Source organism: Pedobacter suwonensis, assembly GCF_044762335.1.
In the GTDB taxonomy this organism is placed as follows: domain Bacteria; phylum Bacteroidota; class Bacteroidia; order Sphingobacteriales; family Sphingobacteriaceae; genus Pedobacter.
This window is the reverse complement of record NZ_JBIWEB010000002.1, coordinates 186,033-211,298: the sequence shown is the minus strand read 5'-3', so window position 1 is coordinate 211,298 and position 25,266 is coordinate 186,033. Positions and strand designations below refer to the sequence as shown.

General features: G+C 39.1%; 17 protein-coding genes and 1 tRNA gene. 8 read left to right on the top strand and 10 right to left on the bottom strand.

The genetic code is table 11. The features are described 5' to 3' along the window. The first annotated feature begins 1 nt into the window (after position 1). Complete coding sequence (locus ACIQXP_RS04495) at positions 2-829, top strand: glycerophosphodiester phosphodiesterase (protein ID WP_293742430.1); 828 nt, start codon at positions 2-4, stop codon at positions 827-829. A gap of 67 nt (positions 830-896) precedes the next feature. Here the strand turns inward: ACIQXP_RS04495 and ACIQXP_RS04490 are convergent, their stop codons facing one another. Then, a complete protein-coding gene (locus ACIQXP_RS04490) occupies positions 897-3,479 on the bottom strand; it encodes an MASE3 domain-containing protein (protein ID WP_293742429.1) in 2,583 nt (860 codons plus the stop codon). Between the two features lie 279 nt (positions 3,480-3,758). Here ACIQXP_RS04490 and ACIQXP_RS04485 point away from each other — a divergent pair, with 279 nt between their 5' ends. After that, positions 3,759-4,025, top strand: a complete 267-nt coding sequence (locus ACIQXP_RS04485; protein WP_293742428.1) for a hypothetical protein — start codon at positions 3,759-3,761, stop codon at positions 4,023-4,025. A 444-nt stretch (positions 4,026-4,469) separates the two neighbouring features. After that, positions 4,470-5,162, top strand: a complete 693-nt coding sequence (locus ACIQXP_RS04480; protein WP_293742427.1) for a DUF421 domain-containing protein — start codon at positions 4,470-4,472, stop codon at positions 5,160-5,162. A 667-nt stretch (positions 5,163-5,829) separates the two neighbouring features. Here ACIQXP_RS04480 and ACIQXP_RS04475 read toward each other — a convergent pair. The 5 genes from ACIQXP_RS04475 to ACIQXP_RS04455 all read right to left on the bottom strand — a co-directional run bounded on the left by ACIQXP_RS04475 (position 5,830) and on the right by ACIQXP_RS04455 (position 13,428). Beyond that, a complete protein-coding gene (locus ACIQXP_RS04475) occupies positions 5,830-6,912 on the bottom strand; it encodes a hypothetical protein (protein ID WP_402759888.1) in 1,083 nt (360 codons plus the stop codon). Between the two features lie 392 nt (positions 6,913-7,304). After that, positions 7,305-9,083, bottom strand: a complete 1,779-nt coding sequence (locus ACIQXP_RS04470; RefSeq protein WP_387504626.1) for an O-antigen ligase family protein — start codon at positions 9,081-9,083, stop codon at positions 7,305-7,307. 26 nt (positions 9,084-9,109) lie between these two features. Further along, on the bottom strand, positions 9,110-9,628 hold the full coding sequence (locus ACIQXP_RS04465) for a hypothetical protein (RefSeq protein ID WP_387504624.1): 519 nt from the start codon (positions 9,626-9,628) through the stop codon (positions 9,110-9,112). A gap of 11 nt (positions 9,629-9,639) precedes the next feature. After that, a complete protein-coding gene (locus ACIQXP_RS04460; RefSeq protein ID WP_387504623.1) occupies positions 9,640-11,013 on the bottom strand; it encodes a hypothetical protein in 1,374 nt (457 codons plus the stop codon). A gap of 2,341 nt (positions 11,014-13,354) precedes the next feature. Further along, positions 13,355-13,428 (bottom strand) — tRNA-Ile (locus tag ACIQXP_RS04455). Between the two features lie 226 nt (positions 13,429-13,654). On the opposite strand from ACIQXP_RS04455, the gene ACIQXP_RS04450 reads away from it, so the two are divergent. Together ACIQXP_RS04450 and ACIQXP_RS04445 are read left to right on the top strand one after the other, a co-directional pair. Next, positions 13,655-15,748 carry an HRDC domain-containing protein gene (locus ACIQXP_RS04450; RefSeq protein ID WP_387504622.1) on the top strand — a complete coding sequence of 698 codons (2,094 nt, stop codon included), beginning with the start codon at positions 13,655-13,657 and terminating at the stop codon, positions 15,746-15,748. 78 nt (positions 15,749-15,826) lie between these two features. Next, positions 15,827-17,095, top strand: a complete 1,269-nt coding sequence (locus tag ACIQXP_RS04445) for an Hsp70 family protein (RefSeq protein WP_293743724.1) — start codon at positions 15,827-15,829, stop codon at positions 17,093-17,095. 496 nt (positions 17,096-17,591) lie between these two features. Here ACIQXP_RS04445 and ACIQXP_RS04440 read toward each other — a convergent pair whose 3' ends face one another. The 3 genes from ACIQXP_RS04440 to ACIQXP_RS04430 form a co-directional block, all read right to left on the bottom strand. Then, the gene (locus ACIQXP_RS04440) at positions 17,592-18,374 is read right to left on the bottom strand and encodes a helix-turn-helix transcriptional regulator (protein WP_293743725.1); all 783 of its coding nucleotides are present in this window, start codon (positions 18,372-18,374) and stop codon (positions 17,592-17,594) included. A 260-nt stretch (positions 18,375-18,634) separates the two neighbouring features. Further along, complete coding sequence (locus ACIQXP_RS04435; protein WP_145860925.1) at positions 18,635-18,856, bottom strand: S1 domain-containing protein; 222 nt, start codon at positions 18,854-18,856, stop codon at positions 18,635-18,637. Further along, a complete protein-coding gene (locus ACIQXP_RS04430) occupies positions 18,840-19,025 on the bottom strand; it encodes a cold-shock protein (RefSeq protein WP_293743726.1) in 186 nt (61 codons plus the stop codon). Before ACIQXP_RS04430 ends, ACIQXP_RS04435 begins: the two co-directional genes overlap by 17 nt. A 784-nt stretch (positions 19,026-19,809) precedes the next feature. Here ACIQXP_RS04430 and ACIQXP_RS04425 point away from each other — a divergent pair. From ACIQXP_RS04425 to ACIQXP_RS04415, 3 genes are all read left to right on the top strand, one after another. After that, positions 19,810-22,518, top strand: coding sequence for a PQQ-dependent sugar dehydrogenase (locus ACIQXP_RS04425; protein WP_387504620.1), 2,709 nt, complete (start codon positions 19,810-19,812; stop codon positions 22,516-22,518). Between the two features lie 258 nt (positions 22,519-22,776). Continuing rightward, positions 22,777-23,412: an HAD family hydrolase gene (locus ACIQXP_RS04420; protein ID WP_293743728.1), complete on the top strand. Its 636-nt coding sequence runs from the start codon at positions 22,777-22,779 to the stop codon at positions 23,410-23,412. A 6-nt stretch (positions 23,413-23,418) separates the two neighbouring features. Further along, on the top strand, positions 23,419-23,739 hold the full coding sequence (locus tag ACIQXP_RS04415; RefSeq protein WP_387504619.1) for an Mpo1-like protein: 321 nt from the start codon (positions 23,419-23,421) through the stop codon (positions 23,737-23,739). Positions 23,740-24,050: 311 nt separating this feature from the next. On the opposite strand, the gene ACIQXP_RS04410 is transcribed toward ACIQXP_RS04415, so the two are convergent. Beyond that, positions 24,051-25,235 (bottom strand): proline dehydrogenase family protein, encoded by a 1,185-nt coding sequence (locus tag ACIQXP_RS04410; RefSeq protein ID WP_387504617.1) that lies wholly within the window; start codon positions 25,233-25,235, stop codon positions 24,051-24,053. Between the last annotated feature and the right edge of the window lie 31 nt (positions 25,236-25,266).

Sequence of the window (25,266 nt, the reverse complement as noted above, 5' to 3'; positions counted from 1 at the left end):
CATGAGCATAAATATAACACCGGTTTTACTGGCCATCTTATTTAGCTGCCTCTGTATACCTGTATTCTCACAACATGCGATGAGGCCATTACCGAAATCAAAAAATGCTTTTATCGTGATTGCCCACCGTGGTAGTCATTTAATCAAACCAGAAAATACAATAGCTTCCATCACGGAGGCTATTGCACTAGGTGCGGATTATGTGGAACTCGATCTGCGTACGACAAAAGACGGGCACCTGGTACTTTTGCATAACGACCGTGTAGACGGTTTAAGCAATGGAAAAGGACAAATAAAAGACCTTGATTTTGAAGCGGCAAGACAACTTATTTTTAAAGGAAAAGACAGTAGTTTACACCGGATTGCCAGCTTTGAGGAGGCATTAAAGGCTTGCAAGGGAAAAATAAATATTTATTTGGATTTTAAAGCGGCTGAAGCGGAAAAAGCATATAAGGCCATTAAAAAGGCAGGTATGAAGTATAATGTATTGGTTTATGTAAGTAGCCATCGCGACTACCTTTCGTGGCGGAAAACAGCACCCGAAATGCCTTTAATGTCTCATTTGGATAATACCATCACAACCGAAAACGCCTTGATGCAAGCAATGTCAAAAGCCCCCTTAGAGGCGATTGACAATGCCCCTAATGAAACATTACTTCCAGTTCTAAAAACCATGGGCATCAGTATTTTTATAGATGTACAAAAAGCAAATGAAACACCCGATGACTGGATGAAAGCAATAAAATCAGGCATTCAGGGATTACAGACCGATCACCCGAAGTTGCTAATTGACTATCTTTGGGAGCATAAAATAAGAAATAGGATATAAATAAAATTTATATAATGAAGATAAATCCTGCTACCGGATTTATCTTCAATTCAGACCTTATTAAAAATCACAAAGGCTTAACCTTGTCAGTTTCCTTCAACCAGCGTTTGGCTTCCTCCATGTCGTAAAAAAAGCGAACATTAGCTTTACCGTCCGATACATCGAAACTTTTTTGAGCGGCAAGTTGCGCAAAGATACTTCGAGAAAAAATCCAGGCAAAATCCTGCAGGCCAGCTTCAATCATCATCGGAAACCAAACCTTTCCTACCCAATCTGATGCCTCCGACCAATTCCCAAGCACTTCTCGATTATCATTAAGCACTTTTTTAAGTCCTGATGACCTAAGCATCTCTATCATCTGAAGCCCCCCATTTTGCACACTTTTAAAATTCTGATGCCCGGTCCAGTTTGCTTCCATCCAGTCTTGCTGATCATTGTAGCTAATGGTCAGGTATTCATCGCTATAGTTAAGTCCTTTTGCAACCGAACCTTTTGTAATCCCAGTTTCACTCATTGGAACGCGTATGTAAACTGTAGTTCCTATCCCGAGCTCACTTTCGATCCAGAATGTACCCTGATGAGCTTTAATAATTTCGGAGGAAATAAAAAGGCCTAAGCCCAGTCCGCCAAAGCGCCCCGCAGCATTATCTGATCGGTAATAACGGTCGAAAAGTTTTTCAAGCTCATCACTATCTATACCTATACCATGATCTTCGACTGCGACAATAATCGATTCCTGTTCAACCCTGAACGTAACATTTACCACATCTGCACTGGGAGAATATTTAACAGCATTGCTGAGTAAATTATCAATTACCTGTTCAATCCTGAAACGATCGGCATATATATTAATTTGTTCGTTCGCTGTAAAGACGATCCGATGGGTATTAACGCTTAGCTGAAGGTTTTCGCAGCATTCCTGAATCAGCTGGTTAAGATTGAAAATCGATTTATTGAACTGGAGCTTACCTGCATTGATCTTGCTTACGTCAAGCAAATCGTTAATCAGGCTCTCCAGTTTAGTCGTAGCTAGATCTACTTTTTGTAAGTAAGATTTTGCCCGATCAAGATCATTGGTTCTGGCGAGCAGTTGATTAAATGCTTTAATACTGGTTAATGGTGTTTTCAACTCGTGCGAAGCAATTGAAATAAATTCATCCCGCTGCTCCTCTCCCTTCTTTTGCAGGTCTATATTGGTATTCGAACCAATCCATAACATAACCTCACCATTTTCGAAAATAGGCACGGCCCGCCCCAAATGCCATAGATATTGACCATCTGCCATTTTCAATCTAAACTGGACTTGATATTCGGTACCATTGCCAAGCGAAAGCATCCACACCCGTATACACTCCTGTAAATCATCAGGATGAACGTAGTGTTGCCAGCCGATACCAAAAGGGGATTCAGGATCGAGTGCAAAATCACGGATGATCACGCCATTAACATAATCAATTGTACCATCAGCCCTGGCCGTCCATACTTGTTGTGGTAGGGTATCAAGAAGTTTCGATAAATGAAGTTTCTCCTTCCTTACAATAGTAATATCCCTAAAAATAACCAAAAGTCTAACCTCAGAAGCGTCATCTAAGATTTCGGGAATGATATGAAATGAAAAATAATAGCGGCTTTCCTGCATTCCTGCCTCCAATTCTCCGGCAATATTTTTTCTGGTAACAAGTGCCTGTTTCAATTCATTCCAGATTCTTTTACTCAACGATTGAACATCTGAATCAGCAAACTGTGGAAGCTTACTGATTTCCTGATTGATATAGATACAATCCAGGTTTTCATCAAAACGCATAATCAGATCCGGAAGATTTTCAGCCAAAGTCTTATACTCCGTCTCGCTGGCCTTAAGCTCACGAAAAATACTTGCCATGGGCTTATCAAACGCCATTTGCACATTGGCTTTGTAAATAAGAAAGAAGGAAATCAGTTTCCCATAATGTCCCCACTCATTTAACTGTCCGTAGTTTGATGTATAAGTGGCAAAGCAGCATTCACTTAGAATGGCAACTATAATAGACCCTGAAAGAAGATGGTAAGTTTTCCGGTCAAAATTTGCCCTTCTCCGGTAAAGCAAGAATAAGCTTGCAAATAAAAATAAGATGATAATGTACTCACATACCACCTTGAAAAGGGTTTGACCAGCTCCCGGCACAAAACAAACGGGAAATACTTTCCATACCAAAATGCTTGCAGCAATGAGTGAAGCCACCACAAAATATAGGAGGAAAAGCAGTTCGGTATTAATTTTTCGTTTGCGTCCAATCATTAAAAAACCGCCTAAAAAAATCATTGCCTCCATGCCACGTGTTGCCACCCAGAACTGGTTGGCAGGATATCCAGGTAACGGAATGATATTCATTCCCTTATAGCTCAGAGTATGTAACAAATCCAGCGCGCCAATAAACAGATAGGATATTCCCACAACATGCAGGTATTTGTTATCCTGCATTTTTCTGGAGTTCCAGGCCACAATAAACACCGCGAAAGCGATTACGATGGAAAAGAGTTCCACCAAAGTATGGAAAAGCATGTAGCCATACCGCTTGCTGTAAACAAAAACCAGTATCAGGCAGATAATACCAAATGCAGTACGATAGTAACGGTTGAAAAGAGAGGTGATGTTTCGCAAGGATATCATTAATATAAAAGCAAATATATGGTTTTAAAGAGCTTTATAAAAAATTGTTTCTTACACTGGTTGTGTGTGCCAAATGATATTTAAAATGCTTGAGAGACATATGATTTGATCTGTGCAAGCCCCTCGGCATAACTAACCGCAAGGCCTCATTTTTGCGTATATAATAAGCCGCAGAAGGCATTTTTTACCAGAATATTCTATTACCTGACATCTGCCACTTACTTTTTCTCGATTAGCAAACTATCGAACCGTTTTTAATGTTAACTCAATAAAGAAATTATGGAAGACAATAAAAACAAAAAAGAGCAGCAGAAAGAAGGCCTTACTAACCAGGAACAACTTGCCCAGGCCGCATTGGGGAACAGCGAAGCAATTCAACCTTCAGCAGACAACAACAACGACATAATAACCATACCCGAGATCTCGGGGACCGGAAGCAATCCATCATCTGCCGCACCGCATTCGCTTATTGTACATGAGGATGAAAATGGAGAAAAAAAGTATGAAGAGGGCAGCACTGAAACTTCTGAAAAGGAACAAGAATAAATACAGGCATTTCATGCCGCTCGAATATTTCAATCCACAGACCTGAAACCCGACCATCCATATCTACTGCGCAAATAAATATGTACATCTCGACAAGTGGGCCCGCATGGCCAATATCATTAATATGCGCTGCTGGAAAAGGTTTTCGGATTAAAGCAACTGCCAGGTTAAATGATTTTTATCAAATACCTGAACCCGGATTTATTCAACCTGACTTCATGTTGCCAGATTGGATCGGAATGGAAGTGTGTAGGCTCCTGAATCAGACAATGCAAAAAATGTTGTTGTACTGTGATGAGCTTCACAGGGCTGGCATAAGGGTAAAAAGAAGATCTGACCAAAACCATTAATACCCATTTACTGGTGAGGAATTCCAGGCAGATCAACTTTTTTGAGAAATATTTACATTTAACTTAAACTGATTCACACAAAATAAATCTCAATATGCAGGATATCGACTGGACCAAAATCATGGTAGGTGAAGAACAGTGGGGATTTCTCATCGAAATTGCCATACGCACCATACTGATGTACTTTATCATACTCATCGGGTTAAGGCTTCTTGGCAAGCGCGGAGTAGGACAGTTATCGGTATTTGAAATGGTAGTCATCATCAGTCTGGGTTCCGCAGCCGGAGATCCGATGTTCTATAAAGAAATCGGGCTCATGGTACCTTTAGCCATATTTGCCATCATTGTAGGTGCCTACAGGCTTACTACCTACCTAATGGCTAAAAGCAAGCGGTTTGACGATCTGGTTGAAGGCAAAGCTACCTACATCATTGAGGGGGGCATATTCTCCGTAAATGAATTTCGGAAAGAAACCCTCGCCCAGGATGAGTTCTTTTCCGAACTGCGGCAACAGGGCGTTTCCCATCTCGGTCAGGTTAAAACGGCCATATTGGAAACTTCTGGCTGCGTAAGCATCTTCTTTTTTCCAGATGAAGAGGTGCAGCCAGGCCTGCCGATCATGCCCAAAGATTTTGCGAAAGCGTCCAAAATTGTAGATCTTGCCGGACTTTACGCCTGTAGCTTCTGCGGCAAAGTTCACAACATCAATAAAGAACAAAAAGCCGAATGCAACAATTGTAAACATGATGAATGGGTAAAAGCAGACGACAGGCCAAGGATAAAGTAATTTTTGGAAAAGGATTATTTCATGCAGTATTTACTTTTGGTATTTATCCCTAAATTTCTGTCAAAGCTAACAGCAAACATGATCAAATCGGTTTAAAACAGCCGTAAATTAAATTTGATCCTGACTTTTCATACCTATTTCGTACCAAAAACAAAAAAGCACGTAGATTTACATCTAAGCGCTTGATTGTCAGTGGACCCAAATGGGCGCTTCTCGAACCATTTCATATCTGATTTACGTTTAATCGCTGATTTGGCTAAAAAAATTGCTTAAATTTTTAGGAACATCTTAAGGAGTCAACAACAAAGTTTATATCAATGAATTTGCGTTTGATTGGGATTTACAAATTCACGCATTTACAACACCGGATCGGAAATACTTTTAACAAAAAAAGGTGCAGGAGAAATAAGCAGAGCACATTGATTCACTAGTTCTTATCCATCGATTTAAAACAAAGGCTCAAAGGGGAAATATTTGTAATGTTTCCAGGGACCATCCAGATAACTTAAAGGTTGTCAATGGGTAATAAAATCCGAAATCAAATCAATTGTCCTGACCATGTTTTTGCGTTGTGCGATATAATGGGTTTCATTTCTATAAACTTCTATACGCGTACTTTTTAATAAAGATGCTTTTGAAAGCATGGCCAACCGATCTTTATCTGCAATCATAAATCGTTGTCTCCATAAATAAATAACCTTTTGGCGTTATAACTTTTAAAACTATCCTCCGTTCCTGACAGATCGACTACACTATTGATTTCTGCTGAATATGAATCGGCATAACCATGGGCAATCTTAGCACCATAACTAACGCCAATTAAAGAAACTTTTCCGCTGATCCTATACTTTATAACCATACCTCTCAGATCCCTGTGAACATTTAAAATCTGATTGCTTAGAAGATTACTATCTTCCCTTGATTCATAAATATTACCGATTCCGGTCGATCCCAGATAATTTAATACGATGATCGCAATGCCTTTGTCCACCAAGGAATTAATGTACACATTGTAACGCTCCTGGTTTTGCTCCCATGATCCCCCATGTAAATAAACCGCCCATGCTTTAATTTTTTCTTTGGGCTTATAAATAAAATGGGTCATACCCTCTCCGTTCCTTTCGGCAATTGGGATTATTGTATTGTCAATTGTTGCATTTGGTCCCTTATAGACGGTTTTGCCATCTGTCGAGACATCAAATGTAGCTGGAGTACCAACATTGGAATACAGGCTGAAAACCACGCCAGATTTTGTCTTAAAATAATCGTAGTAGACGCCTTTTTCAGAAATATAGGATACACCTTTTGGAGTAAGTTTATTTATTAAAACATTTCCGTTCTCTACCGACCTGAAATACAACCCGTCTTTACTTTGTGGATAATTAAGTAGATATTTATCTGAAGCTGAGGCATAAAATAATGAACTGCCTTTGCCCTTTTCAAATCTATATATATCATTGAATCCAGTTTTGGTGTCATCTAGATAATAGAATATATCTGGGTTCTGGTCATCTGAAATAATATTCCTGTTTCCATAGAAAAAAGATTTTGCTTGTACCAGTTGACAATATTTTCTTAGCTTGATATCATACGACCAAATATTCGAGTCAGCATCCTCCAACAGCAATTCTGCCCCATCCAATGACCATGTCAGTGCACGAAAGTTAATATCCATTGGACCCAGCTCTAAATTTTTGCGGCGTTTATAATCATAAATCGTAATTTCCGACACTGAGATATAAGCTAACAAAGTTTCCCTGGGAGAAAAAGCAGGCGATCTTACACCTCCTTCTTCCTGAAAAAACTCATTATTCCCAGTCCTTAAATCCGAATATGCCAAATAATACCCATTGTTATTTGTAGCTTCTACCAGCGATGCTACCTTTTTGCAATCACATGAAATTGATTGTATATATGCCGATCTGTCATTTATAATTTCTAATCTTATCGGTTTTTGAGAATAAATTGAATTGAAAGATCCCACAAAGAATTCGGGAACGAAAAACCTATCCCTGTTTATTGAGTACCCAAAAAAATTGCAGGGCTGAGAAACAACGATCCTTTTATTGATCTCAAAAGGAATTTCGAGATTTTGCTGACAGGAAGCCATTAATAAAATAAAAGCCACAATATACAAAGTTCTCATTTACCGTGCTTTTCTATATAACTACTTGCTTGCATTTTCATAAAATCAATGTCTCCTGATGGAATTTTTACTGGTAAGGACATTATCTCTTGTGCTTCTGCGAAAGCATCGGCGTGGGCGCCTATTTTCTCGCACAATTTTAGCTTTTTATACCTCGAGGAAAATCTGCTAGGAAAAATATATCGTGCCATTTTATACGATTCGAGTGCTTTTGAGAAATCTCCGATTGCCTGGTATGTATCGCCAAGATTGATGAAGATCTGATCATTTGGATAGAGGTTGGCAGCAATCTTCAGAACCTTGATACTTTCTTTATTTTGATTGGCATATGACAACTCAGATCCGTAATCAAACATGAATCTGCCGTCGTATTTAAGGTATCTGTAACAAGCTTTGAACTCAGTATTTGCCGCCGAAAAATTTCCCTCCAAGCCCAACAGTGCCGCTCGCGACCATCTCCGTTCGCTTTTTGCAACCTGCAATTGAGCATACCCCAAATAAATGCACCACGCCAAAAAGCTGATTTTGAAAATAACTTGATAGTTTGTGATTTTATCCAGTACAATTAACCTGTTTTCTTTATAAGGTAATGTGGAGAAAAAAAAAATAATATTGATAAGAACGGAATAAAGGGATAATGGATATGACATCAGGCCGCATATCAATACAGATAATAATGATCCGACCGCACCCATACAATAAAAGTTAAGCTTCCTTTTTTTTATTCCTACGATGGTTACCAAAATAATTAAAAATAGAATTACGCTACCAATAATACCATATTCCGCAAGTATGCGAAGTGGCTCGTTAAATGACTCATAAGTATTTGCCGCGAGTAGTTGATCATTTTGAGAGTCATTACTATTCTTTGCGAAATATTTCGCCTGCCACAAATTATAATTTGATGAAAAACCGCCCGGTCCACAACCCAGTGCTAAGTTTGATTTGATGAGATAAAAGGAAACCTTATAAATCAGAAAACGCCCTTGAACAGATTTGGGATTGAACTGATACAGGAAGTAGCAAAAAAAAACGAAGATAATAGTCAGTAACCATAGGTTTATATAATTAGCGAATATCTTTTGGAAGGTTATAGTTCTACAAAGCCAGAGTACGGTAAAGGGCACAGTAATTAAAATGGCCAGCAAGCTAATCCTTGAGTGGCTCTCAACAATTATGACAATCGAAAAAATAAGTAATAATATATTCAGGCATAGGAATATTTTATGCCTCAATATAAATTTCCTACCGAAGAAAAAAGATAGGCAAAATGGAGTTATAGAAGCGAAGTAATTTGCATTGAGACCGGTATTAATTGAGGAGTTGCTTGACAAATAATCCAAAAAGTCAAAAAGATGCTGATTTGTTAAATATAATATTGCTGTAACAAGATTCGCAACAACAAAGCAATGGAAGAAAATCCACCTGTTGTTAACAAAAAGCTGGCGTATTACAGTGAAAATCAAGAAAAAAATAAGGGCTAATGATATATATTCCTGTCGATTTGTTAAATGTGCCCCGAGAGCAATATATAATGAGAACATCCCGACTATAATGGTTCGTAGCGTAACCCTGCAGTAGAATTTCCTAAACAGGAAAAACACTCCAATCAGTATCAATATGACAAAAAGAGCATGCCTATCATAATTTATAAAATTTGAAAAGGCATGCTCTAATGCTAAAAAATGCAGGCTGAACAATGCAGAGGCAAACAGGATAACGAATAAGCTGTTAAGAACCTTATTGGTCCGACCTACTGTTATAACTTGCTTCACAATCAGCTTTTATAAAAAATGTTTACTTATTGTTTGAAAATTATATTTTTCAAGATTTCAGGTAAGATCTGAGATGCCTTACTTTTGTTTTCCTTCTCAAATTCAATAAGTCCATTAACTAAAGAGGTCCCATTCGCATTTGTTGCATAAAACCTTATCTTGTTTTCAGCAGAATTTTCGATCACCAGTGCCTTTATACCATTGACATCAACGATCTTTGAACTGTAGGTAGAAGAACCGCTGCCAAATTCGTCAAGTCCCTTTTTTAATTTTGCAAGATCGACATTGGCTGCTTTTTCAGAAGATGATAAAGTAACCAGAAGATCACCATAAGCATATGAAGCTTTATTTAGCTCTTTAGGTAGTTCTACGGCTTTTATCTGCCTACCCTTGGCTATCATCATTTTTTCAGAGTCTGTTTTCTTGATAAATCCCTGAGGGGCCGAGAAGCTTGTTTTACTGTTTAAAGTAGCGTTTTGTGCGAAAGTGTTTGCGGAAATAAGAAACATTCCCACACAAACAACAAAAATAGTTATCGTTTTCATAATTTCAGTTTTTAGTAATAACAAGGTTTTCCCTGAACGGTAAAACCAATTTTTTCCAATGGCTCAAAAGTATCAGAACCGGGTTCGGCTTTGTAAACCCTGATCTTATCCCCCATCAAACTCATCAGTGCCCATATTCCGGCGGTACCATTATCAGTCGAGTTATTTGCAAACATGTAGTTCTGTGCCTCTGCAATATAATCATTATTATATCCCGTATTATCCATCATAAATTTCTGTCTTTCCATAGAAATACCAGCCCAGTCATTAATCTGGACAACGTAGGTAGTGCCGTTCGGGGTATATGTGGTTATCGACACGTTGGTCTGGTAATAGTTCTTTGCATCTGGACCTGCAGCGACCAACTGTGAATTATAAAGATTATCGTACATCCAAAACACATCCCTCGGAGATGGTCCCGTTCCTCCGGGATGGCCGTGTGCTGCTCCCAGTGTATAACCATCTGTCGCATTCCACACAAAGGTCGGCGTGAAAGAATTTGATGCTGTCCCTGCCCTCGCTGCGACGTTGTTGTAGCTGGTACCGCCCGGCCAGGCGTTGATGTTCTGCTCCGTACCCCATTCGACGCTCGTCGAGTTACTGATAATGGTAGATTTCTGCGAGGAAACAGCTGCTGAGGCTGCTCTGGCAGACACGTTCTGCCTCTCTACACAGGGGTCTTTAGGACACGCAGGTATTCCGGTTTCCCCTCTTATACAACCACACGCTGCCATATATGCGGTTCCATTAAGAGTTCCATAACAATCATAGACAAGAGTTTCGCCCCCAGGAGAACCTCCTCCGCCATCGCCGGGACCTCCACCGCTTCCACCACAATCCATGTATAAAAAATCCCAGGTCTGGTCATAGGCCTGTCCGTACGCATCATAGTATGTTGTAACTAGATAGTAAGCGGTACACTGTCCTTCAGCACGTTGGGTAACAGGCGTTGCCGATTTGGGACTTGCCTGGCTTTTCTTTCCAATATTAGCACGACCAGCGATTGATTTTCCATCTTTAAATATCCTGCCCACTATTAAATGGTATTCTAGATCATAAACGAGTATCCTACCGTTAAATCCTTCAAAAGACTCCCTGTTATAATTTGCCAGAATCTTTTGGTAATTTTTTTCTAGAAACTCATTATCGCCAAATATTTCAACGATAAATCCTTCCTGTATTTTTGCACGGTTTTGCACGAACAGATAAGATCGTCTGTAGGACCACTTATTACTTGATATTTTGTAGTCAGGATATTTTGTGAGGATCAGCCTTGTACCATCCTCCTGAACTGTTTCTGAAGAAGCGTCCCATTCAGGTTGACTTTTTTTCAATTTTTTTAAGAAGAGCGCTTGAAAGGTTCTCTTTTTTGACCTTCGTGCCATAAAAGATTTTTGCTTGCTCAATTATATTCGAGTTGACTGGCAGGTCAGTAACGAGCGATTCGTTATCCTTCCTACATGCATACGCGAAAATAAGAGCACAAATTGCTACGAGAGCTAGAATTTTGCCTGTTTTCATAGATTGATTTGTAGTTGTTAAAGGTTAATTTGTGATATAGATTACCTTCTAAGTATATCAGAAAACAATACTTCTCGAACTAATAAACAGCTAAATGCAAAAGGAAAAGAATGTTTTTTTTTCGTTAGGTGATTGAATGTGAGGCATTGCTTTAGATATATAACTCTAATATCAATAATATTTAATTTATACGTGATTTGTATCAGAAAAAATACAGACATTCTACTTCTATTTGTCGTGGCTGATAATATTTGTCTATCGGTAAAGGAAAACCTGTATCAGACCTAATGACGAACTATAGCAGGACAAAGCCGCTGAACGAAAAAATCGCCCGAATCATAGTGATCACTTCATTTTACCACAACCTAACAAAAAGAATTGGATGTCAGCTCAGTCGAGCTACAGAAGAAAAGTCCGAAGGTTTTGTGATAACCTGGGTGTTGATTTTCTTGGTGCTGCTTCCACAGGTGTAAATTCAACAGGCTTGTAAATGATTTTGTGGCTTTTTACCCTAATTAAAATTTCTTTTTCTGTAGCCTTGGCAAGATCCGCCAAATCAAAAAATGTGCAGTTTAACTGGAGCTTACAAAGCAGAGGGCTGGATGTATAGCCATCCTTTTTTTATGCGCTTATTTTTCCATCTAGATTTTTGGGGTACCACTGTATCCTAATATAGAAATCACTTTTTTTATCTATATGGCAAATGGGGATACCACCATTTCTAAAAGTATGATCATTTTCTTTTCTGGGCGATTTTAGAACTGGCCCGCGCTTGATTGCGCGAGCCGATTTGCCTGTCCTTTGGGCATCGTCCACCTGCTTCGAAGTTTGCCCTAGGTATGATAAAATCTGAAAATTTTATCCTAGTCATAGGAGCCATTAGCCCTGTCCTTTTCTGGACAGCGGCCGGTAGCTAGGTTAGGCGATGTTTTTGGCGGTAACCGAAGATAAAAACCGATGATTTTATCTATAGAGATATAGGACAGAATTTACCAAACGCGTTCAAAAACGACCTGTCGTTTACCGTTTGAAAACGTGTTCGGACCTTAGTTGAAACTTTTGGAAAAAGCTCGGTATAACATAATATAAGATTAGGGGGCGGCGTGGGGATTATTCCAAAAGTGGCCACTTGTTTTTCTGCAAAGTGGTCACTTTTTTCGGTTTAAAATGGCCACTGTTTTCGCTTCAAAGTGGTCACTCGGCTCATTTTAAGCGGTTTTAAGGCTTATTTAAAGCCAACTTGATTCAATGTTTGTTTTTGTGCTCAAGGCAGCTTCAGCGGAGCGCTAAAGCGCTTAAAAATGGTTTTTTTAAAAAGGGTGTTGCTGGAGTTTTTTGTCTGTCGGTTTTTGGATGTAATCTTTCCTCAGAACAGCTTTATTGACTGGATAATCATATCCGGGATGTCGTGGAGTGAAGTTTTGTGCGGATGGGAGGCAGAGCATTGACAAAATTTCTTTTGCGGTGGTTCTGATAGGAATGGATATATTTGGGACTCTTCTCAAGATGTCCTGCTCAAAGTCGGGCTAATCTACGGGTGTACAGTTTGGAACGGAATCCTCTGTCTACTATTGCCGAAATCCCCATCTAAAGGAAGAAATCGGTATTATCACTATTATCACTGTACCTCAGCTTGTGGATGCAGATACAAAGCTGAAGATGTCAACAATGCAATTTTAAAGGAATTAAAAAAATTTGTGCCTAAAGCTGGTATGGCCGAAGTGTGCGCTAGGTTAGTGAATGAGATGTATACTTTTGAGTTTTCTTCGAAAGGAGATAATAAGAAAGAAATACTTTGTAAAATCGATAGTTTAAACAACCGGATTAAAACAGCAAGAGAACTACTCTTGAATGGTGATCTCGACGGCATAGATTACAAAAGCGTGAAGTCGGAGTGTGAGGAGCAAATAACTAAGTTAGAAGCTAAACTCTTGAACGTTGAAACACCGAAGATTAATATCGAAGCTCAACTAAAAAAAGCCGTTGACGTGCTATTAAACCTAGATTTACTATATCAAAATGGGAAAGTAGCTCTCAAACGAGAGATAATTGGTTCGATCTTTCCCGAAAAACTGAGTTTTGATGGAGAGCAACATCGAACCACTCGTATTAACGAAGCGGTGTCAATTATCTATCAGATTTCCAGCGATTTAGAGAGCAAAAAAAAGTGGACAAACATCGTAAAAACGAGTTTGCCCACTAGGGTGGGCCCACCTGGGCTCGAACCAGGGACCAAAAGATTATGAGTCTTCTACTCTAACCAGCTGAGCTATAGGCCCGGAAAAAAGGCATTCCTTTTTTGCGAGTGCAATGTTACAAATTTGTATTGAAATTAGGAAACTGTTTTCGGCATTTTTTCACAAAAAGAATGAATATAAACTCATTTTCAACCGCTTAATTTTAATTTTCATTATAGCAAGCCTGGCCACTACTTAAAAAATGTGGATAAAACGCCTGCTCACCTACCCGTAAATCCATTTCGAATAGGTTAATTTTGCAGTTGATATGAACACGCCCGACCAGGACAACCAACTTCTTTTAGACTTTTTAGCCACTACCAATCAACCCGTATTTTTAACAGGTAAAGCCGGAACAGGTAAAACTACCCTCCTGCGCAAAATCAGGGATACCACCAAAAAGAATTTTGCCATTGTGGCGCCTACCGCTGTTGCGGCCATAAATGCTGGTGGTGTTACGCTACACTCCTTTTTTCAGATTCCTTTCGGGCCATTGGTTCCGGTTGTTGATGAACATGCAGAAACCAGTTTTAAGTATTCAGATGAGAAAACAAGACTTTTACGTTGCCTTGATTTATTGATTATTGATGAAATCAGTATGGTCAGAGTAGATCTGATTGATTTTATCGACCGTACTTTAAAGCGTGTTAAAGGTTCAAATCTTCCCTTCGGTGGCGTGCAGGTATTAATGATCGGTGATCTTTACCAGCTCTCCCCTATCTTTCACGATGCCTGGCACATCCTGAGCAGTTATTACTCCAGTCCTTATTTTTTTGACAGCCTCATTTTCAGGTCTACGCCGATGCTGACGTTTACCTTAGATAAGGTTTACCGCCAGTCAGACCCTGTATTTCTTGACATTTTGAATGGCATGCGTGAAAACAGCCTTGATGCAGAACTTCTGGCCAAACTGAATGAACGTTACGATCCATCTTTGGATCAGGAATGGAAAGATGATTACATCACCCTTACCACGCACAACCAGTTGGTTAACGAAATTAACGAAGGCTGTCTGGAAAAATTACCAGGGGAAATTTTCGAATTCGATGCAGAAGTCAGTGGTGATTTTCCTAAAGACGCTTATCCCACCGATGAAAAACTTCAGTTAAAACTGGGTGCGCAGGTCATCTTCATTAAAAATGATTCTTCAGGTAAAAAGCAATTCTACAACGGAAAAGCGGCTAAAATTACTGCAATCAGTCAGGATGCGATAAAAGTAACTTTCACCAACGGTGGCAGAGAAATCGAAGTAGAAAAAGAAATCTGGCAAAATGTTAAATATAGCCTGAGCGATGAGGAAAATAAAATAGACGAAACCAGTACCGGATCCTTTTCACAATATCCCTTTAAACTGGCCTGGGCCATCACCGTACACAAAAGCCAGGGCTTAACTTTTGATCAGGCGATAGTAGATGTAAGCACTGCATTTACCCATGGGCAGGCCTACGTGGCGCTGAGCCGTTGCAGAAGTTTGGAAGGGCTCATTTTAAAATCGCCTGTGCTTGCCGAAAATATCATTACCGATGCTAAAGTAATCAGTTTTACAAAAGCCGCCCATCAGGATAAACCTACCCCCGAACTGTTAGCCCGTTATACGCAGCAATATAGCTGGCGATTGATCCACGAACTACTGGATTTCTCGCTGGTTGCCAAAGACTGGGAAAAACTGGGGCGCTCCAAGCTGATCGACAGAGATGAGCAAAATGCGTTTTTAGCTATTTACGATACTGGAAATCAGATCTTTCAGAACGATATTTTTAAAGTAGCCAAAAATTTTATTGCAAAGGAATTTTCGAAAATCAATACCGATAACAACACGGCAGATGAAAGAGCTTTTATGGATCGCTTGCAAAAAGCGTCAGATTATTTTGTTCCAAAAGTGGAACAGCTCATTACTTTAACTTCCAAAATTGTGGCCATCAACTTTTATAACGACACACATTCTGATAAACTACTTACCATATTAAACGATTGCAAAGACGGGTTCCAGATCAAATTGGCCCTGTTTAAAATTTCCTGGAATCCATTTTCCATTATAGACTATATCAATACTTTACACGCCGCAGGAAATAAACAAGCAGAAAAAAAACCGGTTAAATCGAACATTAAACCAAAAGAAATTTCAAATCCTCAGGTTTATAAAAACCTCGTCGAATGGCGTAGCACAATTGCACAGCAACGCGGCACGCAGGATTATGCTGTACTTTCTGATTTAGCATTACTTTCTATTGCCGAAAAAATGCCAAGAACGACCGATCAGCTGGCAGCAATCAAAAGCGTAGGAATTGGTAATGCAAAAGAACTCGGCCAACAGATTACCCGCATCATTAATGCACATTTGGGTACCAGCGAATTATTTTAAAAAAAATTTACTTCTTAACACTTTTTTTAATACTTTCGCAACCCCATTTTAGCCCCGCCAACCCCAGCATAGCAAGCCATGAGTAATTTTCTATACGGAATCGACTTTGGAACAACCAATTCGGCACTTTCCATTTACGATGAAGAAAAGAAAGAAATTGTAGATACCATTTCTATTCCATCCTTAATTTATTTTACAGAAGTAAAAAGTCTTATTGATGGCGAAAGCCATATCGTTGGCGAAAAAGCAATAGATGCTTATTTAAGCGATGGCATGAAAGGCCGTTTTATAAAATCCATCAAACAGATCCTTTCCAGAACCACTTTTACCGAAACCCGTATCCATAATAAAAGATATACTGCGTCAGACCTGGTCACTTTAATCCTGAGGGATTTGAAGACGAAGGCGGATCAGATTATTGGCAAAGAATGTAACAAGGCCATTATAGGTCGCCCGGTATTTTTCGATGATGACAATACGATGAAAGATACCCTGGCACAAACAAGGTTAAAAAAAGCTGCAGAAAGTGCCGGCTTTACCGATGTCCGTTTTCAGTTTGAGCCTATCGGGGCTGCTTTTGCCTACGAAAAAACAATTACCAGGAAAGAGCGCGTACTGGTGGCCGATCTGGGCGGAGGTACAACAGATTTCACTTACCTCATCCTTGATCCCGATAAAGTTGGCAGCAAAGACCGTAAAAAAGATATGATTGCCTCTGGTGGAATCTACATTGGGGGCGATAGCCTTGATTCGGCATTTATGTGGGACAGGGGAACACCATATTTCGGTAAAAACACGCTGTATGAAGCTACACCAGGCAAGGTCTTAAATGTGCCCAAATCGCTCTTTGCAAATATCTGCACCTGGGATAAAATGAATTTCTTTAACGGTTTAAAAATTCAGAAAGAAATCGAAGAATATTATTATTACTCTGGAAACGATCCGAAATTCAAAAACCTGATTACCCTGATCGAAAATAACCTGGGTTATTCTTTATTCAGATCGATAGAAAAAACCAAAATCGAACTTTCTGATCAGCCTGATTCTACTTTTGCCTATAGCAATATGGAAATCGAGATTGATGAAAATATTTCGCTGCAACAGTACAATTCCATTATCGAAAAAGACATTAATAAAATAGATGCCTATCTGGACCGGTTTATGGAAACATATAAAATCAACCCGGCAGATATTGACTGTTTGTTTTTGACCGGGGGAACCTCGATGGTATCTGCCGTTCAAAACTTATTTAAAACCAAGTTTCCACACATTCCGTTAAACTCCGGCGATAATTTTAAAAGTGTAGCCAAAGGTTTGGCTTACAGCGGTTATCTCTTTGAAAATTAACACAGTCCAAAGGCTTTATTAGGGAATTTACAGCAGAGCGCAATGAACTATATTGTGGCAGAAAAAACAGTTTTTTTTTATAAAGAGCGCAGGTAATTCAATGCACCAGGTTTCTTCCTGTTTGATGTTTTTACGCTTTGCTGCCTCGTACACAATTGCAGAAATTTATCGCTGTTCAACCTGAAAAGGATCGTTTTTTCAACAAACTCTAGACTGGCCAAATGTATATCTCCCCCTTGTAAAACGGCAACATCCCGAATTGTAAATACTAAAATACAAATACGTAATATATTTAGGAATATTTCTTCTTCTTTAAATTAAGATTTTATAATTTAGCAAACATAAATTGGTGCGGCTGATAAAATAGAAACAGTGAGCAAAGCTTTACGCGTTAGGCGAGAAACAATTAATGTGGTGAGGTGTGGAATACCTGTTTTCTAGAAGAGATCAAATCAAATTGATGGAAGTTTCTTTGGCAGACGCACCAATTTTTATTTTAACTGATGCTTAGGCGGCTAAATTGAAATACCGACATGCCTTTATGTCGTTTAAAACTGGTATTAAAGCTAGTGGTTTGTTCAAAACCCAGTATTTCGGCTATTTCATCAATTGTATAATCACTATGAAGCAACAGCACTTCCGCTTCGCGCATAATACGATCTTTAATCAGCACGGTCAAGCTTTTTCCAAGCACCCGATCTAAAAATTTATTCAATCTGCCCGGACTCATCCCCATGCCTTCAGCATAAAACTGAATGGATCTTTCCTGCTTATAAAATTGCTCTAAAATTGCCCGGAACCTTAATACCTGCTGTAAATCATCTAATGTTAAAGCTGCAAGATAGCCATCCAAACCAGCTGTAAAGCCCAAAAACAACGATAAATATTGTGCTATATAAGACATATCCTTTTTATGATCAATTTCTCTTTTCAGCTGATCAAGTAAATTATACGTTTTGCTTGATTTTTGCGGATCAAGATCCCTGAAAGAAAGGTTTAAAAAGAGATTTTTAGCTTGCGGATCCAAGTGCTGCAGTAAAAATTCTGCATATAACAAACTACTAAAACTTAGCCAATAACCCGAACTCATTTCTCCATCGAGCCTAACCAGGCCCTCTTCCGGAATAAAAAAAATCCGGCCATTCAAAAGTGGGTAATCGCCAGAATTCATACACAGAAAGCCTTTTCCATGGCATACAATCAACATGCGCATAGGATATATAGCCTGTAAGGCACGCTCTCTGTGAAAAAAACCGCTAATTGGCTCTAGCTGAATCATAAAAACTTGAGAATAAACAACAATAAGACCAAATTTATCCGACTTGGTTACAAGTTGTTAAAATATATTATGAACAGGAGGCATTGGTCTTCAGGAGCCAGCGTAATATGGATACTGTTATTAAGCCGTCCGGACCCGCAAAATTTTCTACCATACCGCTCATTCGCTGTCCTCCTTCCAAATCAAAATAATCATTTCATTATAAGCTGACCGCTATTAGCTACTCTTGCTTGTAGATAATTAATATCCGAAACTTATTTCTACGCCGACAGCACAATTACCTTAGTGGCTTCGATGCCATTTTGCGTAAATTCGATATCAAACTGAACAATGTTACTGGTTTTGATGTGATCAACCACGCCATGGGCAAAAACGCTTAATTCTTTCCCTCCATTTGAAGGTATAATACTACCCATCCCCTCTTCAGGGTTATAAAACTTTACAGTACCTAATCTCATCGAATTATCAAATCTTTTTAACATCAACTGCGTTTGTGCCTTTTTTCCCTTGTACTACTTCAAATTCAACCCGGTCATGCTGGCTTACTTTATCGCTTAAGCCGGTAACATGAACAAAAATTTCTTCTCCGTTTTCTGTTATAATGAAACCAAATCCCTTAGTTTCATTATAAAACTTTACTGTCCCCTGCATTTTCTCTGGAATTTACTGCTTAAACATAAAAAAGATCAAAAGGTTTAGCTATTAAATACTTTTTTTGCAAGTTCAATAAATATGGAGATCATAACAATGATTTAAAGCTAAGCCCTTATGATATGCGCAGCAGCCAGGCACGATATGCAAAATTTAACTACATGATGTAGTACCATCTACATGGCAAAAAGTTAGATTGAAGTAACCGGTCAGATTGGGCATATTACCGATATCAAGATCCCGCGATTGGCATCTGAAAGATTGTGAGCATTTGATACAGCATGATTTTACAATGCCACATGTAACAACAAGGTGGAATATTAACCAATCAAATTTTATTTCGATACAGAATTTAAGAAGTCAAAAAAGGAAGATTGCGTTCTGCTTTTAAAAAAACAACTAACCCTTTTTTCCGCTAAAAATCACAAAGAAAACACTAAAACCGCTTAAGAGGAAAACTACTCCAAGAATAAAATTAATTTTATCGTTCATTCCGTAATTTACATATTAAAACCACAATGACAATAGACTGACATAAGATAAATGCAAAAAACAACTCTTGGTTGTTGGATTTTCAAGAGCAATTATTACAATTTGCAATCCTTTTGATGCTGTTTTTTTAATCTACACAACTAATAATGAGATAATTATTAAATTTTAAATTCGCTTCAGAAATACGCACTGCTTAGTAAATTATGCTAAAACCTTTCGCATAAATTTTGATACAATACCCCAGCCTACAAAACTATACCCTATATTTATTGAAAATCATTCAACCAAATAAATGAAAACAGCACTTAGCCTATTTTTATCTGCTCTTGCACTTATCTTTATATCGGCAACAACTTTAAACAAAAAAGTTTTTGAGCACAAAACTTTCAATTTTTTTCCAAAACAAAAAATAGATACACCAGATCAAGACCGCTTTGTGAAAGTTACCCTGGCGCAGGGAGAATTTACAGAGCCAACTGAGATGGCAGTGCTCCCTAATCTGGACATTTTAGTTGCCCAGCGCAGAGGTGAAGTATTGATTTATAAGAACCAAACTAAAAAAATAAAAGAAGCGGGCAAGCTTGATGTCTATTTCAAAACCAATACCCCGAATGTAAATGCTGAAGAAGGTTTACTGGGCATGGCCGCAGACCCAAAATTTGCCGTAAATCAATACATTTATCTTTTTTACAGCCCTTTTGACAAATCTGTAAACCGCCTTTCGAGATTTAAACTGGTTAACGATCAGATTGTTAAAGAATCTGAAAAAATTGTGCTCGAATTCTATTCTCAGCGCGAAATATGTTGCCATACCGGCGGCTCCATTGCTTTTGGATCAGATAATTTGCTTTATGTATCAACAGGCGACAACTCTACCCCATTTGATGCACCAAAACAACAATATGTAAACAAAGGTTATGCTCCCCTTGATAACAGAAAAGGATTTGAGCAATATGACTCCAGAAGATCGGCTGGGAACACCAACGATTTAAGGGGAAAAATACTCAGGATCAAAGTAAATGAAGATGGCACCTATAGCATACCGGATGGCAACCTTTTCCCAAAAGATACCCCAAAAACCAGACCTGAAATTTATGTAATGGGCAATAGAAACCCTTACCGTATTTCGGTTGATCAGAAAACCAACTTTTTGTACTGGGGCGAAGTTGGCCCTGATGCCACCAACGACGATCCACTAAGAGGCCCCAGAGGTTATGATGAGGTGAACCAGGCGCGTAAGGCAGGTAATTTTGGATGGCCCCTGTTTATAGGCAACAACTATCCATATAAGGCTTATGATTATACCAACGGCGCAAATGGAAATGCATTCGATCCCGAATCACCTATAAACAACTCGCCAAACAATACCGGTTTGGAGAAACTTCCACCTGCACAACCAGCTTATATCTGGTATCCTTATGGCGAATCCAAAGAGTTTCCGCAAGTGGGTGCGGGCGGGCGTACCGCAATGGCGGGCCCCGTATATTATGCTACTGCTAACTCACCTTACCCAGCTTATTACAATGGAAAGCTGATTATTTATGAATGGGTACGGGGCTGGGTTAAAGCGGTAACCATGAATGCGCAGGGTGATTACGTAAGTATGGAGCCATTTATGGCTAACGTTTCTTTAGCCGCGCCTATCGATATGGAATTGGGACCTGATGGAAAACTATACATCCTTGAGTATGGTAAAGGCTGGTTTAGCAAAAACCCTGATGCCGCAATTACCAGAATTGATTACCTGAAAGGTAACCGTCCGCCGGCTATTGAACGCCTTACTATCGCAAAAACCAGTGGTTTAATGCCTTATAAAATGACGGCAACCGTTACGGCTAAAGACCCTGACGGCGACCCTTTAAAATACATATGGAACTTAGGGAAAGGAATTACCAAAACCACCAGCACCCCAACATTAAATTATACTTTTACTAAAAAAGGTGAATATCCGGTAAGCGTTACGGTGATAGACAACAGTAAAGCTTCTGCAAAAAGCCAGGTAATACCTGTTTATGCAGGTAACGAACACCCAACTGTAACCATTAATTTAAGTGGTAACAAGAGTTTTTATTTCCCGAATAAAGCAATTGATTATAAAGTTTTAGTAAGCGATAAAGGTGCAAAGGTGAATACCAACCGCATTTACATCTCAAGCACCTATACCGAAGGGACTGATTTGGCCGGCGCACAACTAGGGCACCAGCAGGCAGCACAAACGCTAATTGGCAAATCGCTCATGCTGAAATCCGATTGTAGCACCTGCCATAAAGAATCAGCTGCTTCTATCGGCCCTGCTTTCGAAAAAATAGCAACTAAATATAAAAATGATAGTAAAGCCGTTGATTACCTGGCATCAAAAGTAATTGGTGGTAGCCATGGTGTATGGGGAGAAGTACCAATGCCTGCACACCCTGCAATGAAAGAAGCCGAAGTGAAGAAAATTACCGAGTGGATTATGACTTTAGGCAACAAAGAAGCCGTTAAAGCCTCACTGCCAACTTCGGGAAAAATCGTTCCTGCAACAGCTGCAGATAAAAAGAAAACGGTATTCACTTTAAAGGCAACCTATACCGATGCCGGTGTTGCAGGTTTAAAACCGTTAACCACAACAAACATAATCAACCTCAAAAGCAATATCATCGATGCAGATGACATCAAAGATTTTGCAGGTTTTGAACGTAAAGACATTTATGGCGGCGAAAAACTCATTCTCACCAAAGACAATGGTTGGATAGCCATTAAAAATGTGGATTTAACCGGTATTTCTGGTTTTAGCTATTCATTTCTGAACCTTGATCCTGAATCCGACGGAGAAATCGAAATCAGATTAGATGATAGTAAAGGCATGTTGATTGGTAAGTCTACCTTTCGAAAAAGTGTGCCGGTACAAATGATTTCGGACGGGAAGTCACACGATATTTATTTTGTGTTCAAAACCCTAAAAACGGGTGATAAGAAGAAACGGATCATAATCCAGGCGATTACAGTAGCGCCTAAATAAATAATTTTTTAACATTGGATTTCCGCCTACGCGGGAATTCAATGTTAATCGATATAGACTGACAGGCTTTTTTGCCAAATGGCGGGCTTCAATAGCTCATCAAAGCATCTTGCTGGCTGTTTCGACTACCTGCCCCCAACCTTAGGAGGCTCAACATGAGCATCACAAGCAGATATCAGCTCGATATCCTCATTTTATAAAAAAATGGTGTTTTAATATCCATCATTAATATCTTTGCAGTAAATCAGGATGAATCTCATGCAAAATATTAAAAACATAATTTTCGATTACGGAAACGTAATATTTGATATCGATTTCAAAGTTGCCCAGGCTTCTTTTCAAAAGTTAGGCGTTACTGATATTGAGAATTTCTTTGCGCATAAAGCGCACAATCAATTATTTGATGATTTTGAAACCGGTGCCATTTCTCCTTCCGAATTTAGAACAGGAATTAGAAATGCCGCAGGCAATTCCGAATTAACCGATCAGCAGATTGACGAAGCATGGAACAGCCTGTTAATCGGAACCATACAGGAGAACCATAATTTATTACTTGAAGTAAAAGAAAAGTACCGTACGTTCTTGTTGAGCAATAACAATGAAATCCACTATGACTGGATTATCAATTACCTGAAAACCACTTTCGAAATCAATAATTATGATGCTTATTTTGAGAAAGCTTATTTCTCTCAGCACATGAAGCTCCGTAAACCCAATACCAATATTTTCGAACAGGTTTTAAAAGAAAATAACCTTGATCCGGCCGAGACGCTGTTTATCGACGATAGTCCACAACATATAGAAGGCGCCAAAAAAGTGGGCTTAAATACTTTATTAATGACTGAAAAACCGTCACAATTGGGCGCATTTTTAAAAGCGAACGGAATTTTATAAATTAATATGTCAGAAAAAAAGTTTAAGTCGCTAAAAGAGTTCTACCCATTTTATTTATCAGAACATCGCAATACCACATCTCGTGTGCTGCATTTTATCGGTACCGGATTAGTTTGCCTGGCTTTTTTTACCGGATTTCTTTTTCATAACTGGCATTTCTTTTTGGCCATGCCAGTATTGGGTTATGGCTTTGCATGGGTTGGACATTTCTTTTTTGAAAAAAATAAACCCGCTACCTTTCAATACCCGCTTTATAGTTTAGCCAGCGATTTTATCCTCTTTTATGATCTGCTGACAGGCAAACAATCTTTTGTAGTAAGGAAGTAATTTGGTTCTGGAAAACCTTTCAACATAAACTCGATTGAAGCGGCATCCTTTTTGGCTGTCATCCTGAGCGTAGTCGAAGGGCAGCCAAAAAGATATAGCGGAAAGCGAGACTGCACGTCCCAAAGGACTACTGCACTCTCATTTCCAAAAACAATGAAAAAACTATAAGACATGAAAGATGCTGAACTAAAAGAAAATCGTCATCTCGAATAAAGTGTAGCAGAGATCCTTAGACTACGCTCAGGATTGACAATCACACTTATTTAGAAATGACGACGCTGTTAACTGAAAACTACTAACTGCCAACTGAACTACAGTTTTCTTCTTTTCAATTCTCTTTCAATCAAACCAAGTTCACGGCCAGTTTGCCCCGCTACTGAAGTATTTTCCTGTGCTCTTCTGAACAGATAAGGCATTACGGCTTTAATCGGGCCATAAGGAACATATTTGGCCACATTATAATTTGAGTCAGCAAGATTAAAACTTAAGTTATCACTCATGCCCAATAACTGGGCAAAGTATACATGCGGATGATTGTGCGTAATCTTTTTTTCCTCCAAAAGGTAAGTCAATAACCTGCTGCTATCCTCATTATGCGTTCCGGCAACAATGGCAATATCTTCAATATGATCCACACAATAGCGTAAAGATTCATTGTAATCGTGGTCTGATGCGGCTTTATCCGGCTGAATCGGTGAGGGATATCCCATTTCCGCAGCACGTTTACGCTCTTTTTCCATGTAAGCGCCACGTACCATTTTTACGCCCAAAATAAAGCCATCCGCTTTTGCAATCAAATGATCAGCTTTCATATCGGCCAGCTTATCATGGCGGTACATCTGGTAAGTGTTGTACACAATAATGCGCTCGCGGTTATATTTACGCATCATATCCAGCGCCAGTTCATCAATGGTATCCTGAATCCAGGTTTCTTCTGCATCAATCATGATAGGCACTCCTCTATCATAAGCGGTTTTACAGATCATTTCGCAGCGTAATTTCACCTTTTCATATTCTGACTGTTCTGCTGCAGTTAGCGTTTCTTTGGCATCCAGTTTTTGTAATAGCGCAAAACGGCCGATACCTGTTATCTTAAATACCGTAATCGGAATTTTGGGATCGCCATCGGCACGCACAATGGTTCGGATAATTTCGGCACAGGTCTCATCAAAAACACTTTCTTCTTCTTCTCCTTCCACCGAATAATCTAAAATGGTACCTACCCCACCTTTGTCCAGTTGCGCAATGGCCTTATCACATTCTGCAATGGTTTCACCGCCGCAAAACTGCTGAAAAATGGTTGCTTTAATGGCGCCCTGAATCGGCAGGCCAATATTTAAAAAAAAGTTTGTAATGGCGGGACCAACTTTCGTGAGGAAATTATTTCCAATCATTTTAAAAAGCCAGTAAGCTTTTTTAAGTTCATGGTTAGATTTTTGGCGGAATGCAATTTCCGTATTATCGAAATTTGGCAGTTTCTTGGTGGATAAATCCATTTGTTACAATATAATAAGTCAGATTGATGCA